A 14,821-nucleotide genomic window follows, 5' to 3' on the forward strand; every position below is an offset into this window, starting at 1 on the left:
TCCCAAACCCATGCGTTCCGACAACCCAAACGTTACCCAAAGTATTACCCAGGTAATTGCCGCTTCGTCACTTGGTACACTCATCGAATGGTATGATTTCTACATTTTTGGCAGTCTCGCCGTCATCATCGGCCAGCAGCTGTTTCCCAGCGACGCCGGTGCTTCTGCATTGATCAATACACTGGCGATTTTCGCTGCGGGATTCATTGTAAGGCCATTTGGAGCATTGGTTTTCGGAAGGTTAGGGGATCTGATCGGGCGCAAATACACTTTTCTGCTTACGCTGGTTTTAATGGGCGGCTCCACGTTTCTGATTGGTCTCATACCTTCTTATTCGAGCATTGGCTATGCAGCTCCGATCCTGGTTTTGATATTGCGCCTGGTGCAGGGACTTGCATTGGGCGGCGAGTACGGCGGGGCGGCCACTTACGTAGCGGAACACGCGCCGGTGGGAAAGAGAGGTTTTTTTACAAGCTGGATACAAACTACCGCCACACTCGGACTTTTCCTGTCGCTGGGCATTATTGTGCTGACTAAAAATTTGCTCGGTAGTGAAGCTTTTGCTGACTGGGGCTGGCGGATTCCCTTCCTGGTTTCGATCCTTCTGGTAGGTGTGTCGATCTATATCCGGATGAAAATGCATGAATCGCCGGTTTTTACCAAACTGAAAGCGGAGGGGAAAGTATCATCAAATCCATTGAAAGAGAGTTTTCAGAAAAAGGCCAATTTCAAAATGGTACTGCTGGCACTTTTCGGGGCTACAATGGGGCAGGGGGTTATCTGGTACACCGGGCAGTTTTACGCGCAATCGTTTCTGGAAAACACCTGCAAGCTGGATTTCAATGAATCAAGATATATTTTGCTATGGGCGATATTCTTTGCCACGCCATTCTTTGTCGTGTTCGGGTCGTGGAGCGATAAAGTAGGGCGTAAATGGATCATGCTCACCGGAATGCTGCTTGGCGTTATTTGCTACCGGCCTATTTATCAATATTTTATTGACGCTACCAATGTTCGGGAATTTGAAAAAACCAGTCTGGCAAATGTTTCAGAACCGGTAATTGAACGCGGGCTGGCAGCTGATAGAACCGACTCGCTCGTCACCACTATGGTCGTTAAAACCCTCGCCAGCGGAATGACTTTCAGGGAGGTGAAGACAGAAATAATATCACCTGATTCGGAGGTGACGGAACAAGTTGTAATCAAGGATGTGACATTGTCCGGCTCGACTTATATCATGGTCATATTCCTCGTTTTCTTCCAGGTTTTGCTGGTTACCATGGTATACGGTCCTATTGCTGCATTCCTGGTGGAGCTGTTCCCAACCCAGATCCGCTACACCTCCATGTCACTGCCTTACCATATTGGAAACGGCGTTTTTGGCGGGCTGGTACCGTTTATTGCCACGCTGGTCGCTTCTTTCAGCGGCTCTACGCCGCTTTCGGGGCTTTGGTACCCGATCGGGATTGCGGCGCTCTCGTTTGTGATCGGCGCAGTTTACATCAACAACCGCGTGGATAATAATGTAATGGACTGAGATTTTGTTCTAAAAAATTATATATAATTAATTATGAATGCTTTAAAGAAATTTCTGGGTTTGGTCTGGATGTTGTTGGGACCTGTAATTATCCTCTTTTTATTTATGCAGGCAGCCGATAAGATTGGTCTGGCAGCAGAGGGAATAGACCGTACGAACACTACTTTGCAGTGGTCTATCATCATATTGATTTTTATTCCGATTTGCGCAGGACTGGTGATTTTCGGTTATTACGCCTGGAAAGGCGAGTACGAACACTTGCCGGAAAGTTCATCGGAATTGTAGTCACATGAAAGAAGAAGTATATATCCTGTCTGCGGCGCGTACACCAATCGGCAGTTTCGGCGGCAGTCTGGCTTCCATACACCCGGCCAGGCTCGGCGCCACTGCGATCCAGGGCGCACTGGCGAAATCTGGTTTGGAAGCGGGGCAGGTGGAAGAAGTATTGATGGGCAATGTAGTGTCTGCCAATTTAGGCCAGGCACCTGCACGTCAGGCGGCAATTTACGCGGGCCTGCCTACCGGTGTAATCTGCACGACGGTCAATAAAGTGTGCGCTTCGGGTATGAAAGCGACCGTTTTCGGTGCGCAATCGATTCAACTGGGCGACGCGCAGGTGGTTGTGACGGGCGGGATGGAAAGTATGTCGCAGATTCCGTATTATTTACCCAAAGCAAGAAACGGATACGGATATGGTCACGGCGAGATCATCGACGGGCTATTAAAGGACGGCTTGACCGACGTTTACGACCAGATCGGGATGGGGCTATGCGGCGACCGCACAGCTGCGAGATATGAGATCAGCCGGGAAGAGCAGGATGAATTCGCTATTTTATCTTACAAACGAAGCGCAGAAGCAACTGAAAACGGCTCATTTGCGGCAGAGCTGGTACCTGTCGAAATCCCTTCTCTGAAAGGCGGCGATCCTGCCCGGGTCGGTGAAGATGAGGAATTCAAAAAAGTAAAGTTTGATAAAATCCCTTTTCTGAAACCTGTTTTTTCAAAAGACGGAACAGTCACTGCGGCAAATGCATCGACCATTAACGACGGAGCCGCAGCATTGGTTTTGGCAGGAAAGGAAATCGTGAATGCAGAAAACCTGGCTCCGGTCGCACGGATTGTTGCGTATGCAGACGCTGAGCAGGATCCTGCCTGGTTTACGACAACACCGGTTTTAGCAACTCAAAAAGTCCTGAAAAAGGCCGGATTGTTGCTTTCCGATATTGATTATTTCGAAGTAAATGAAGCCTTTGCGGTAGTGGTCCTGGCTTACATTAAAATGCTTGACCTGGATGTAAGCAGGGTGAACGTATTGGGAGGAGCGGTATCGCTGGGACATCCCCTGGGCGCTTCGGGAGCGCGCATTATCACCACATTGCTTTCGGTTTTGAAACAAAGAAACGCGAGGTACGGATTGGCTGCGATTTGTAATGGCGGCGGCGGCGCATCTGCGGTGATCGTCGAGCGGCTCTGATCACTTGATCAGCACTTTCAGGCGATCGTAAAATCCTGTGCTTTTGAAAGTGAAGGTTTTGTGCAAAATGTAGTTGCTGACGAAGCTGCATCCCTGACCGAAAATATAGCATGCCATTTCAGTAATATTCGCCTCCTTCTTCCCAAAAGGTAGCTTTGCCTCGTAAATGTCAAATCCCAGCGTATTGGTGACGATGTAGTAGGATACGTCAGCGCCCACCTTGGTGACGATCAGTGAAAACGTTGCTACCATAAAAAATTTGACCATTTCACGGCGCGTCTGGTTGCTGCGGCGGGCGTCGAAAGCGAAAAGCTTGGTGAGAATGAATCCCCAGATCAATCCGACCAGATAAGAAGGTACAATGGAGTCGCTCCAGGAGATACCAAACCAGTCCTGAATTAAACTGCTGGAAACTAATTGGATAACTGCCCCGGTGCCTGCAACAAGAAAATAAGCGATTAAATCTTTTGCATTAAAAATCTGACTCTTTTTTTCTTGGGCCACGTGTGCAGGTGTTAGTTTTAAATACGGCTTGAAACTTAAATAAGCCCAATATTAGAAAGAAAATGGTCTTGAACCAAAAGAGCTATCCGAATTTGATTGAGTGGAAAATCAGTTACATCTTCTTGGCAATGGCATTGTTTTTGCCTTGTTTTATCTGTTTAGTCAAATGTAATTACAGAAAATATGCTTGCGAATATGAGAAAGCTACTATTGCTATCCGTTCTTTTATTATCCGTATCAACCGCATTTTCCCAAAGCCAGGACTGGGCGGTAGGAGTCGAGGTAGGGGAGCCTTTTGGGGTGAGCGTAAGGAAATACGGTGAACGTAATGCACTGGATATTAGTGTCGGAAGTTATATCGGCCTATTTAAAAATAAACAGAATTATAAAGTAAGCAATGATGATCTGGCAGCTGTCGGGATCATGTTCAATGCGACTTATGTGTGGTACGTACCATTTTTTAATGAGCGTATGTCAGCCTATGCGGGACCGGGGGTACAAGTGAATTCGAGAAGATATTATCCGAATCGGGACGTAAAGTCGGTACATACCACCAACATTTCGACAGGTCCGTCAGCTACATTAGGACTGGAATTTTTTTTCGGGCAAAAACCGACCTCGCTTTTTGTAGAAGGAGGCGGATACCTTGAATTAATTCCAAAAATATTCTACTTTAACCCTACCCTCAGCCTTGGGTTAAGGCACAACTTTTAATTTAACACACGATGAGAAAATCGTACACTATTTTTTGTCTGATTGTACTGGCAATCATTCAGTTATCCTGTTCTTCTACGCTGCAAAAAAGGTATGATCAGCGCCATGGGACTACCGGCAGCTATGACACAGATTCGGACAGGTACAGAAGCAATGGTTCATCTTCCTCTGACGATACCTACCGGCGTGATTACAGCAAAGTCACCGACAATAATGAGCGTGGTTCCTCCGCCAGCGGCAACCTGCTTGCCCAATATGAAGAAATGGATAAGGTTGGAGATCTTGTTTTGTATGAAATCGATATTCTTGAAAGAAGGTACAACGTCCTGATTAATGAATACAAAAACGCTAAATCTTCGTCCAGGGAAGTGATTTCAGACGAGCTCGACCGGATTAATGATGATGAGAGGACGCTTTACAAAGCTTACACCAATATTTACCGTAACGGCAAAAACAACTGGGCGGTTGTGAAGGCCCAGGTTGAAAGTACACTCAGATCGGTCAGGCGCGTCGAAAAATAGTTACCAGCCTGCCCCTTTTGTTTGGGTTTTGATCCGGCAAATGTACCCATCGACGGTCATATAGAGTGTGGACCCGTCATTTCCCCAGGCGCAATTGGAGGTGAGCTCGTTCATTTCAATCCGCCCCAGAAGTTTTCCCGCTGGCGTCAGGATCAGCATTCCGCCCGGGCCTGATGACCAAAGGTTGCCATCTTTGTCAATTTTTAGTCCATCCGGCAGTCCGGCTTTTCCGGTTTTTAGCATAGGCGTGGCATCATATAATAGCTTTCCGGAACCGATTTTGCCGCTAGCATCTACGGGGTAGGACATAATAAACGCCTTTTCAGGGTCAGATTGGGCTACGTACAGAGTTTTGCCGTCGGGTGAAAATGCCAGCCCGTTGGGGCGGGTAAGGTCTGCAATTTCCTGTGTGATCTTACCATCTTTCGCGATCCGGTATACACCGAACTGCGGTATTTCACGCGTCGGATCGGCGTGTTTTTTATTCATTCCATAAGGCGGATCGGTGAAATAGTAGCTGCCGTTTGTATGTTCCGCGACGTCATTTGGACTATTGAAACGCTTTCCTTCGAAGTGGGCCGCAAGCGTCACTTTTCCGCCAATATTCAGCGGCATTGCGGATATTCTCCTGTCGCCATGCTCGCAGGAAACCAGCCGCCCTTTGCTATCGATGATCAATCCGTTACTGCCGGGCTCGTCACTGTAAACACCCTTGCCGGTGTAGCCGGAAGGTTCAAGAAAAACAGACAAACCTGCTTTTTCGTCCCATTTATAGACCCTGTTTTTCGGCACATCAGAAAACAACAAAAAGCCGCCTTCTTTCACCCAAACCGGTCCTTCCGACCATTCGAAGCCCGAAGCCAGCACTTCAATCCTGGCATCTTTTGAGATCAGTTTCTCCAGTGCAGGATCGTCATAAATGACTTTTCCCATCGTGGGATAGTTTTTCTGGGCCAGGGAAACCTGGGTGATCAACAGTGCAGAAATGAGGAAACTGAAAGCAATTTTCATAACCAAGAGTATTGGGAAGTTCGAAGGAAATCTGACTAAAAAGCGGCATGCATTGCTGCAACTACTGTTCAATGCGCGGAGAATCGGCGGTGTCGGACCCAGCGAGGATTATCGAAGCATAGGCATTCAGGGTTCCTCCTGAGAAATCGGTGGTTATTTTAGGATCATTAGTGAAGACGACGTGACGGAAGTCGCTTAATACGCCCGGCATCGTTATGTTTTTTCCAAAACCGCTCAGATTGTGAATAACCAGCAATGGATTGGAGACGTGCGTCCGTAAAAATGCCATGATCTGGTCGTCGTACAAATCCACATGCGCTAGGTTAGGTTCAAAAATCTGGTGCAATGCAGGCAGAGCCTTGCGCAGGCGGATCAAGGTACGGTAATGGTTGTAGGTCGAGTCAGGATCATTGATCTGCCTGGAAAGCGGCGTCACCGTTTTGGAAGTGGTGAATTTTGCATCTATCCAGCTGGTGGTTTCGTTGTTGTTCTCTTCCCTGTCGGACCATAAAAAGGGCTCCCGGATGTACGGGTCTGGTTTCGCACCGAGCATGCCTATTTCTTCTCCATAGTAGATATAAGGCTGTCCGGGGAGCGTGAGCAGGATACTGGCGGCCAGTTTTATCTTTTCAGCATGATTTTCGACCACACTCCCGATCCGCTCCTGATCGTGATTGGTGAGCATAATCGCGTCTATAAAATGCGGATTATACCGGGCAAAAACCGTGTAGCTTTCCAGCAGCTTCTGGATCAGGTTTTCGTCTTGTTCACTAACTAAAATACGTTGGAGTGCAAAACTGAGATCAAAATGAAAGGTAGCGTCCAGGTGGGCGAAATAGGGTGCGACTTCTTCCGTTTCAGCCCACACTTCTCCTACTGTGAAGGCATTCGGGTTACTTTTTTTGATTAAACCTGCAAAGAAATCCCAGAACTCCAGACTATGCTGTTTTTCCCAATCAGGAAAAATATGCCGGGCTGCATCGAGCCTGAAACCGTCCACGCCAATTTCTACCAGCCAGAAATCGATGATCTTTTCGAGTTCCGACCGCAATGCAGGAGAATGATAGTTGAGATCAGGCATTCCCTGATAGAACAATCCGTAATATTTTTCCTGGTCCTCGGGATTATCATGCCAGGGATATACTACCTGTGAGTCGTCGGAAGTCTCTCTTTTTGATATGCCCAGCGTCTCAATCTGCGGCGGGGTCATCCACCAGTAGAATTTACGAAATTCGTTATCCGGACTTTTTCTCGCCTCAGTGAACCAGGGATGCAAGGTACTGGTGTGATTTACGATCAGGTCCAGATATATCTCGATATTCCGAGTGTGTGCCTCGTAAAGTAATCTCCGGAAATCATAGATTGTCCCATACTCAGGCTCGATGCCAAAATAATCGACAACGTCATACTTGTGGTAGCTTGGAGAAGGGTGGATAGGGGTAAGCCAGATCGCCTCGATGCCCAGGTCGGCGAGGTAATCCAGTTTGGAAATAATCCCTTTCAGATCCCCGATCCCGTCCCCGTTGGAGTCACAGAACGAGCGGACAAAAATTTCGTAACAAACCCGGGGAATAAATTTCGATTTGTCGGCGATCATTGAAAGAATTTCAATCCCGGAAAAAGGGCTTTAATTTTTGGTAAACAATATGAACGGGCAGGCCCATAATCGTATAAAACGATCCTACTATCTTCTCAATGCCGGTCATTCCGATCCATTCCTGCACACCGTACGCACCGGCTTTATCGAATGGTTTACATCTGTCAATATAATAGGATATTTCCGATTCTGCCAGCTCGCGGAAATAAACCGTGGCAGTATCCGAGATGGTTTCCAGGTGATTTCCATTCAATAGGCTTACCGCAGTAACCACTTCATGGCTTCTTCCTGACATCATTTTCAGCATTTCAAAAGCTTCCGCAGCGTTGGCTGGTTTTCCCAGAATGCGGTTTTCTGCTATTACCACAGTGTCCGCTGTCAGCACGATCTGCCCTTCTGTGTCTCCTTTAAACATCGCTGCTTTTTGTTCGCAGATGTAAGCTGCCACATCTTTTGCAGGCAAATCGGCCGGAAAACTTTCGTCAGTAGGTTTCACATCGACGGTAAAAGTAAATCCTGCGTCGGTGAGGAGCTGTTTTCTTCTAGGAGAATTGGAGGCTAGAACGAGTGGTTTTTGTAAATAAATCATTGAAAAAGAAGAATATACTAAATCGAAGTAAGAAAGAGGCGAATATTTTCTTGAAGGCCGGAACTATACTCTGACTAATAGATGTTACTACATTAAATGTATATACATTATTTATTTGCATTTAAAGAACGACACCATGTCCATTGAAACTGATATAAAACAAAAAAAATTTCGGAGCCCCTACCAGCGGCTGGCACTGAACCTGATTTATACGACTAATTGGCTGGAATACAAGCAGCTTGAATTCTTTAAGGAACACGATATCACACCCCAGCAATATAATGTGCTGCGCATTTTGCGCGGGCAGCAAACCGTGCCGATCAAGGTTAGTGACATTACGGAGCGGATGCTTGACAGAAATTCGAACACCTCCAGACTGGTAGACAAGCTGCTCGCAAAAAATCTGGCAAAAAGGACTTCCTGTCCCAACGACAGGCGGGCTGTGGACGTGGTGATCACGGAAGATGGCTTGCAGTTGTTAGCTCAGCTGGATCCCTCTGTAGACGAATGGGAAGACCGTTTTAATATCATTTCTCCCGAAGAAGCGGATCAGATCAGCGCGTTACTGGATAAACTGCGTGAAGCCGAACAATAATTTTCACTCTTATTATAACTACAATAAACAGTTCAATTTAAAATGAAAACTACAATGAAATCCGTTAAATTTTTCTTCGCTTCTCTGGCAGTAGCCGCATTTGTTTCTGCATCAGCTTCGGCTGAGGACGGCAAGAAAGCTAATAATCTGAAAGTAAACACCTCTAAAAGCGAACTTACCTGGAACGGTAAAAAAGTAACTGGTGAACATACCGGCACAATTGCGCTGAAAGAAGGAACCATCACGATGGACGGAGCGAAACTGACCGGCGGAAAATTTGTTGCCGACCTGAACAGCATTACCTGTACAGACCTTACCGACAAAGAATACAATGGCAAGCTGATCGGTCACCTTAAATCAGAAGATTTCTTTTCTGTTGCGAAACATCCTACCGCTACCTTCGTGGTTACCAAAGCAACCCCAAAAGCTGCGGGTGTTTATGATGTGACCGGCGACCTGACAATTAAAGGGATTACCAAGCCGGTAACTTTTCCGGTAACTGTTAAATCAACAGCTGCGGGTGCTGAAGCAACCGGTAAGTTGGTGGTTGACCGTTCGAAATACGATATTAAGTACAATTCGAAGTCATTCTTCGAGAACCTGGGCGACAAAATGATCAATGATGATTTTACAATCGACGTGAAATTGGTTGCCGGGAAATAATTTTCATGGCTAATAGATTGCTTTAAAGCCTGTCCGTTTGTGGCAGGCTTTATTTGTTTAAACCCACTCGTCATTTGCCGGCATCAGCGAGCGCTTTTTCGATTTTGGCAGCGATTCCCTGGCTCGGCCTGTCCGCAAAATTTTCGATGACTTTTCCGTCTGCCCCGATCAGTACATAATGCGGATAAGCACTGATCCTATATTTCCCACGCAATGTTTTCGTCCAGGCGGGATTTGAATAAAGGTCAATCGTTTTTAATCCAAACCTCTTGGACGTTGCTTTCCATTTGGGCAACTGCTGGTCGTCTGCCGCTCCCGGAGTTCCTGTACAGATACTGATGATTTTAACAGGCTTGTCTTTAAACTGCTCGACAAGCTTGTTTTCGTAAGGGAATTCCTTGATACAAGCCCCGCAGCTCGTGAACCAGAAACTCAGATACACGACCTGGCCTTTGTATTCATTTAGCGAAACCAGTGAATCGTTCGAATCCACCAATGCAAAATTGGGCGCCTTGTCGCCGGTTTTCAGCAACTTGATGTTAGCTGCGGCACGGCTTCTGATGTAGTTGACCAGGTATTGATATTCACCGGGAAACTGTTTGCTGAATTTCGTTTCCACCCAGTTCGGGTTATCCACAGAGCCGCTCAGCTCCCATATTTCCACAAATGAACCAAGTTTTTCACCTAATTCCTGTCTGGCATACTGACCAAAGCCTCCCAGCGAAATCTTCTGTTTTGAATGCCGCATCTGCGAAAAAATTTCTTCTCGCAGAAATCGCAGGTATTCGTAATCGTACATGGAGGCTTCATTTTTTACTTTGATTCTTTTCCTGAAATCATAATAGGAATCGGGGATTACCTGGTTTTTCTTCTGATACCCAGTCTGGTACCAAACCATATACACACGAAGCCACGCGTCTGCGTAATTCAGCGCATTAGTTTCATAAGTCTTGAACCAGTCGGGCAAAGTGTGGTTCTTCTGATATTTAGACCAGAATTGTTCGTATTTCTGATAAGTCGAATCCATCATTTTCTTGAACGGTGCAAGGTTTGCTACGCTCATTCCTTCGTTCATGCAAGCTTGAAGCGGGTCGTTCATGACCCTGGTCTTCGCCTGATAATACTGCTGGACTTCCTTATTTTTCCCTTCAAACGCAACAAGTGGTCTTTGCTGATTATCTGATGATTTGCTCATAACCAGAATATTGACCGTATCACCGGGCTCACCTACAAGCTCATAACTGGAATCTGCAATGTAAACCGTGGATTTTCCCAATGTTCTGAACGGACTTCTCAGAAAGATTTCGCTTCTGTCAGGGGTCAGCGAATCTGTGAAATGATTTACATCTGATTTCGGGAAGCTATGATAGGTATGCAAGCTCACCGGGACGATTTCAGGTTGGGGTGCAGACGTGATATGTACAGTGAGCACACCGTCCAGATCCAGTTTTCTGGAAATTTGATCCTCGCTCTGCGCGAAAGAACTACTTAAACCTGAAATTAGAATGAAAGCAGTCAGTAGTGTCTTCATTTCAATTATATATTAAATTAAATTATATAATCTCAAATGTAAACTATATATTAAATTATTCCGACGTTATTGGATTATTTTTTGTGAACTGCTAGTGACAAGCTACGCTCTGGAATTGCTGGCGCCATAAGGTGGAAAGTCATCAAGAAAGTCGATCTGGCCGTTGACTGCCTTAAAACAGTAGTGGCTCATTCCATTGGTAACTGCCAGGTATTGAGGTTGTAATGTGAAGTTGTACCGGCTGATCTGCGCAAACGTAGCCTCGGTAATGGGTACGAAAGGGGCTTTGCATTCGATGAGTAAAAATGGCAGCGAATTGGACGATAAAACCATAATATCACTCCTTTTGGCAAGGGTATTATATTGTAAACCAGTCTCGATCGCAAAGAGGGATTTCGGATAACCATAGTGGGAAATCAGCAAATGAATAAAATGCTGGCGAACCCATTCCTCGGGGGTGAGGGATACGAATTTCCTTCGTATAATGTCGAAAATATGCGGTTTCCCGTTAACCTGCTTAACTTTATAAGCAAATTCGGGAAGGTTCAAAGATTCCATAGAACGAAGATACGCATCGCAACAAACCTGGCCAATTAACGCATTGACTTCATGAATACTAAAGAGCAGATAGTGGAAAACTGGCTCCCGCGTTACACGGGCACGCCGGTCGGGGAGTTTGGTAATTATATTCTTCTCACCAACTTCGGTAACTATGTGAGCATGTTTGCCGAGAAGTTCAATGTGCCGGTAAGAGGCCAGGGGAGGGCTATGCAAACTGCTACATACAAGGATATTACCATTATCAACTTCGGAATGGGAAGCCCGATGGCGGCGACGGTGATGGATTTGCTGTCGGCGATTAACCCGAAGGCCGTTTTGTTTCTGGGTAAATGCGGCGGACTCAAAAAAACACAGATCGGCGACCTGATCCTGCCTATAGCTGCGATCCGGGGCGAAGGTACCAGCGACGATTATATGCCGCCGGAAATACCTGCATTGCCATCTTTCCGCCTGCAAAGTACCGTTTCGGCCAGCATTAAAAAGGCAAAAATGGACTATTGGACAGGGACTGTTTATACGACGAATCGCAGGATCTGGGAGCACGACGATGAATTTAAAGAATACCTGCGCGCAATCCGTGCGATGGCAATCGATATGGAGACAGCGACCATTTTTATAGTCGGTTTCGCCAATTCAATCCCGCACGGGGCATTGCTGCTCGTGTCGGATAATCCGCTGGTCCCGGAGGGTGTGAAAACGGAAGAGAGTGATCAGAAAGTCACCACGAATTTTGTCAAAAAGCATTTGGAAATCGGCATCGAATCGCTGACAGAGCTTGCCCGTTCAGGGGAGTCTGTCAAGCATTTGCGTTTTGAGAATTAGTTTATCACAATTATCAGTAAAAGCAGCTTGCAATTTTTTGTAAAATGGAGAGGCAAGGTGCACATTGAAATGGAGAATCAATCATTATATGAGCGGATAGGTGGCGACGAGGCGCTCCGGATGCTGACTGACAATTTTTACGATCTCGTATTCAGCCACGAGCTGATTTCACGCCTTTTCAAAACGGACAAAGATCTGATTAAGGAGAAGCAAAGGTTGTTTTTAACACAATTTCTGGGAGGTCCCCAGTTGTATTCGGACGTATATGGTCACCCGATGATGCGCGCCCGCCACATGCCTCATACAATTACCGAAGACGATGCAGTTGCCTGGTTGCAATGCATGTCGGAAGCAGTTGGAAAGCTTCCGATCAGCAACGAACTCAAAGACGAGCTTTTCAACAGGTTTCCGAGGACTGCGTTTTTTATGGTGAATACGGAGGGGTAAAATTTAATGTGACTTTTTTTGAAAGCAAGCGTCTAAATAGAGTTCTCAATTTGGGAACTTTTGTTATTTTTGACCATGCACATTTCATGAAAAGGATTTTTGCTAAAAGTACGTTGGTTCAGTATTGGCAAATTCATCCAGAAACGGAACAATACCTGAAAATCTGGTTTGACACAATAATTAAAAATGATTTTAAGTCACCAGCTGAGATTAAAATTGCTTTCGGAACTGCCAGCATTTTAAAAAATGGGAGGATTGTATTTAATATCAAAGGTAATTCTCACAGGCTGGTAGCACATTTTAATTTTAGTAAACAGCTCGTTTACATTCGTTTCATTGGCACGCACAAGGAATACGACAGGATTAATGCAAATACGATTTGAAACATGCTTAAACTGATTAAAACAGAAGAAGAATATCGCACCGCCCTGAAGCGGCTTGGCGAACTTTTTAATGCACCTGCTGGGACACCGGAAAGCGATGAGTGTGACGTGCTTGCATTGCTTGTCGGGGCTTATGAAGATGAGCATTATCCGATTGGAGAGCCGGATCCTATTGAAACAATTAAAATCCGGATGGAAGAAATGCAGTTGAAGCAGATCGATCTGGCAGAGGCGGTAGGCGGGAAAAGCCGGGTGTCGGAAGTATTAAACAAGAAGCGCAAATTAACAGTTGAAATGATCAGGAATCTTTCGGTGTTGCTTCATGTATCGGTAAACAGCCTCATCGCCGATTATCAATTAACCCGCTAAACTTTCTGCACCGGCGCGGGCAAAACAAGAAAATATTACCTTTGCCGCATGAATTTCAAAGAGCAATTATCCGGCTACCCGATATTGGAGATTGTGGCGAAGGCTGCGGCAGAGCTGAATGTAGAAGCATATGTGATCGGCGGGTTTGTGAGGGACCTGATACTCAAAAGAGATAGCAAGGATATTGACATCGTTTCCATCGGCAGCGGCATCGAATTGGCTGAACTCGTGGCCAGTCAGCTCGGGCCGGATGTTTTTGTGAGCATTTACAAAAGTTTCGGAACAGCACAGATCCGGCAGGGCGATCTGGAAATCGAGTTTGTAGGAGCCCGGAAAGAGTCCTACCGTGCCGACTCACGCAAACCGGCAGTGGAAGACGGAACATTGGCCGACGACCAGAACAGGCGCGATTTTACGATTAATGCCATGGGGATCAGCCTGAAAAAAGGCATTTTTGGCGATCTGATCGATCCGTTTGACGGAGTAAAAGATCTCAAAAAGAAGATTATCCGCACCCCGCTTGCGCCTGATATCACGTTTTCCGATGATCCGCTGCGTATGATGCGCGCGATCCGTTTTGCCAGTCAGTTGAATTTTGATATCGAAGCGGATACTTTCGACGCGATCGTCAAAATGAAAGATCGTATTTCCATCGTTTCTGCCGAGCGGATTTCTGATGAATTGAACAAGATTATTCTTTCAAAAACACCTTCCTACGGTTTCAAACTACTATTTCACTCGGGATTACTGGCCATTATATTTCCTGAAATGATCGAGCTGCAAGGTGTGGAAAACATTGAAGGAAAGGGACATAAGGATAATTTTTACCACACATTACAGGTGCTCGACAATGTATCGCAGCATACTGAGGACCTCTGGCTCCGGTGGGCGGCGATCCTGCACGATATTGCCAAACCGGCTACCAAGAAATTCGATAAAAAGATCGGCTGGTCATTTCATAACCACGAAGAAGTGGGCGCAAGGATGGTTCCGGTTATTTTCAGACGGATGAAACTGCCGTTGAATGAAAAAATGCGGTTTGTCAAAAAGCTCGTGCGGCTGCATTTGCGCCCGATCGTTCTGTCCAAAGAAGATATTACCGACTCGGCGATGCGACGCCTGCTGGTGGAGGCAGGTGAGGATATTGAGGCGCTGATGAAACTTTGCCGCGCCGACATTACTTCCAAAAATCCGGAAAAGGTCAAAAAGTATATCAGCAATTTTGACCTGGTCGAGCAAAAGCTGAAAGACCTGGAAGAACGCGACAAGCTGCGCAACTTTCAGCCGGTGATCACGGGAGAGATGATTATGCAGACCTTCGGCCTGAAACCCGCGAAGGAAGTTGGGGTCATCAAGGAAATTGTCCGTGAAGCAATCCTGGAAGGTATCATACCTAATGAATACGAAGCGGCTTTCGCCTTCATGGTTGAAGAAGGAAGAAAAATGGGTTTTTCAGTGCAGTGACCCGGCATACAATTTTATAGGATAAGGCGCATATTTGTA

Annotated in this window: 18 protein-coding genes; 12 read left to right on the forward strand and 6 right to left on the reverse strand. The window is 46.1% G+C overall.

Annotation, left to right across the window (positions count from 1 at the left end):
• Positions 1 to 10: 10 nt before the first annotated feature.
• The 3 genes from FXO21_RS17750 to FXO21_RS17760 are packed head-to-tail and all read left to right on the forward strand — an operon-like array spanning position 11 to position 3,011.
• Positions 11 to 1,537, forward strand: a complete 1,527-nt coding sequence (locus FXO21_RS17750; RefSeq protein WP_149641335.1) for an MFS transporter — start codon at positions 11 to 13, stop codon at positions 1,535 to 1,537.
• Between the two features lie 33 nt (positions 1,538 to 1,570).
• Entirely contained in the window at positions 1,571 to 1,822 is a 252-nt protein-coding gene (locus tag FXO21_RS17755; RefSeq protein ID WP_149641336.1) for a DUF6814 family protein, read from the forward strand.
• A gap of 4 nt (positions 1,823 to 1,826) precedes the next feature.
• Positions 1,827 to 3,011, forward strand: a complete 1,185-nt coding sequence (locus tag FXO21_RS17760) for an acetyl-CoA C-acyltransferase (RefSeq protein WP_149641337.1) — start codon at positions 1,827 to 1,829, stop codon at positions 3,009 to 3,011.
• Here FXO21_RS17760 and FXO21_RS17765 read toward each other — a convergent pair whose 3' ends face one another.
• Positions 3,012 to 3,515, reverse strand: coding sequence for a GtrA family protein (locus tag FXO21_RS17765; protein WP_149641338.1), 504 nt, complete (start codon positions 3,513 to 3,515; stop codon positions 3,012 to 3,014).
• 195 nt (positions 3,516 to 3,710) lie between these two features.
• Between FXO21_RS17765 and FXO21_RS17770 the strand changes: the two genes are divergently transcribed.
• Positions 3,711 to 4,229: a hypothetical protein gene (locus FXO21_RS17770; protein WP_149641339.1), complete on the forward strand. Its 519-nt coding sequence runs from the start codon at positions 3,711 to 3,713 to the stop codon at positions 4,227 to 4,229.
• 11 nt (positions 4,230 to 4,240) lie between these two features.
• Positions 4,241 to 4,750, forward strand: a complete 510-nt coding sequence (locus FXO21_RS17775; RefSeq protein WP_149641340.1) for a hypothetical protein — start codon at positions 4,241 to 4,243, stop codon at positions 4,748 to 4,750.
• On the opposite strand, the gene FXO21_RS17780 is transcribed toward FXO21_RS17775, so the two are convergent.
• The 3 genes from FXO21_RS17780 to FXO21_RS17790 form a co-directional block, all read right to left on the reverse strand.
• The gene (locus FXO21_RS17780) at positions 4,751 to 5,761 is read right to left on the reverse strand and encodes an SMP-30/gluconolactonase/LRE family protein (protein ID WP_192579235.1); all 1,011 of its coding nucleotides are present in this window, start codon (positions 5,759 to 5,761) and stop codon (positions 4,751 to 4,753) included. It abuts the gene before it with no gap.
• Positions 5,762 to 5,822: 61 nt separating this feature from the next.
• On the reverse strand, positions 5,823 to 7,358 hold the full coding sequence (locus FXO21_RS17785) for an alpha-amylase family glycosyl hydrolase (protein WP_149641341.1): 1,536 nt from the start codon (positions 7,356 to 7,358) through the stop codon (positions 5,823 to 5,825).
• A gap of 10 nt (positions 7,359 to 7,368) precedes the next feature.
• Complete coding sequence (locus FXO21_RS17790) at positions 7,369 to 7,947, reverse strand: Maf family protein (RefSeq protein WP_149641342.1); 579 nt, start codon at positions 7,945 to 7,947, stop codon at positions 7,369 to 7,371.
• 136 nt (positions 7,948 to 8,083) lie between these two features.
• On the opposite strand from FXO21_RS17790, the gene FXO21_RS17795 reads away from it, so the two are divergent.
• Both FXO21_RS17795 and FXO21_RS17800 read left to right on the forward strand, forming a co-directional pair.
• Positions 8,084 to 8,542: a MarR family winged helix-turn-helix transcriptional regulator gene (locus tag FXO21_RS17795; protein ID WP_149641343.1), complete on the forward strand. Its 459-nt coding sequence runs from the start codon at positions 8,084 to 8,086 to the stop codon at positions 8,540 to 8,542.
• 54 nt (positions 8,543 to 8,596) lie between these two features.
• Positions 8,597 to 9,205, forward strand: a complete 609-nt coding sequence (locus FXO21_RS17800; RefSeq protein ID WP_149641344.1) for a YceI family protein — start codon at positions 8,597 to 8,599, stop codon at positions 9,203 to 9,205.
• A 70-nt stretch (positions 9,206 to 9,275) separates the two neighbouring features.
• Here the strand turns inward: FXO21_RS17800 and FXO21_RS17805 are convergent, their stop codons facing one another.
• Complete coding sequence (locus FXO21_RS17805; RefSeq protein ID WP_149641345.1) at positions 9,276 to 10,736, reverse strand: TlpA family protein disulfide reductase; 1,461 nt, start codon at positions 10,734 to 10,736, stop codon at positions 9,276 to 9,278.
• 102 nt (positions 10,737 to 10,838) lie between these two features.
• The gene (locus FXO21_RS17810) at positions 10,839 to 11,294 is read right to left on the reverse strand and encodes a type I restriction enzyme HsdR N-terminal domain-containing protein (RefSeq protein ID WP_149641346.1); all 456 of its coding nucleotides are present in this window, start codon (positions 11,292 to 11,294) and stop codon (positions 10,839 to 10,841) included.
• A gap of 51 nt (positions 11,295 to 11,345) precedes the next feature.
• On the opposite strand from FXO21_RS17810, the gene FXO21_RS17815 reads away from it, so the two are divergent.
• The 5 genes from FXO21_RS17815 to FXO21_RS17835 all read left to right on the forward strand — a co-directional run bounded on the left by FXO21_RS17815 (position 11,346) and on the right by FXO21_RS17835 (position 14,782).
• A complete protein-coding gene (locus tag FXO21_RS17815; RefSeq protein ID WP_149641347.1) occupies positions 11,346 to 12,119 on the forward strand; it encodes an AMP nucleosidase in 774 nt (257 codons plus the stop codon).
• Between the two features lie 69 nt (positions 12,120 to 12,188).
• On the forward strand, positions 12,189 to 12,566 hold the full coding sequence (locus tag FXO21_RS17820) for a globin domain-containing protein (RefSeq protein ID WP_149641348.1): 378 nt from the start codon (positions 12,189 to 12,191) through the stop codon (positions 12,564 to 12,566).
• Between the two features lie 86 nt (positions 12,567 to 12,652).
• Complete coding sequence (locus FXO21_RS17825; protein ID WP_149641349.1) at positions 12,653 to 12,949, forward strand: type II toxin-antitoxin system HigB family toxin; 297 nt, start codon at positions 12,653 to 12,655, stop codon at positions 12,947 to 12,949.
• A gap of 3 nt (positions 12,950 to 12,952) precedes the next feature.
• Entirely contained in the window at positions 12,953 to 13,318 is a 366-nt protein-coding gene (locus FXO21_RS17830; protein WP_149641350.1) for a helix-turn-helix domain-containing protein, read from the forward strand.
• Positions 13,319 to 13,366: 48 nt separating this feature from the next.
• The gene (locus tag FXO21_RS17835) at positions 13,367 to 14,782 is read left to right on the forward strand and encodes a CCA tRNA nucleotidyltransferase (protein ID WP_149641351.1); all 1,416 of its coding nucleotides are present in this window, start codon (positions 13,367 to 13,369) and stop codon (positions 14,780 to 14,782) included.
• Positions 14,783 to 14,821: the final 39 nt, after the last annotated feature.

The organism is Dyadobacter sp. UC 10 (assembly GCF_008369915.1).
In the GTDB taxonomy this organism is placed as follows: Bacteria; Bacteroidota; Bacteroidia; order Cytophagales; family Spirosomataceae; genus Dyadobacter.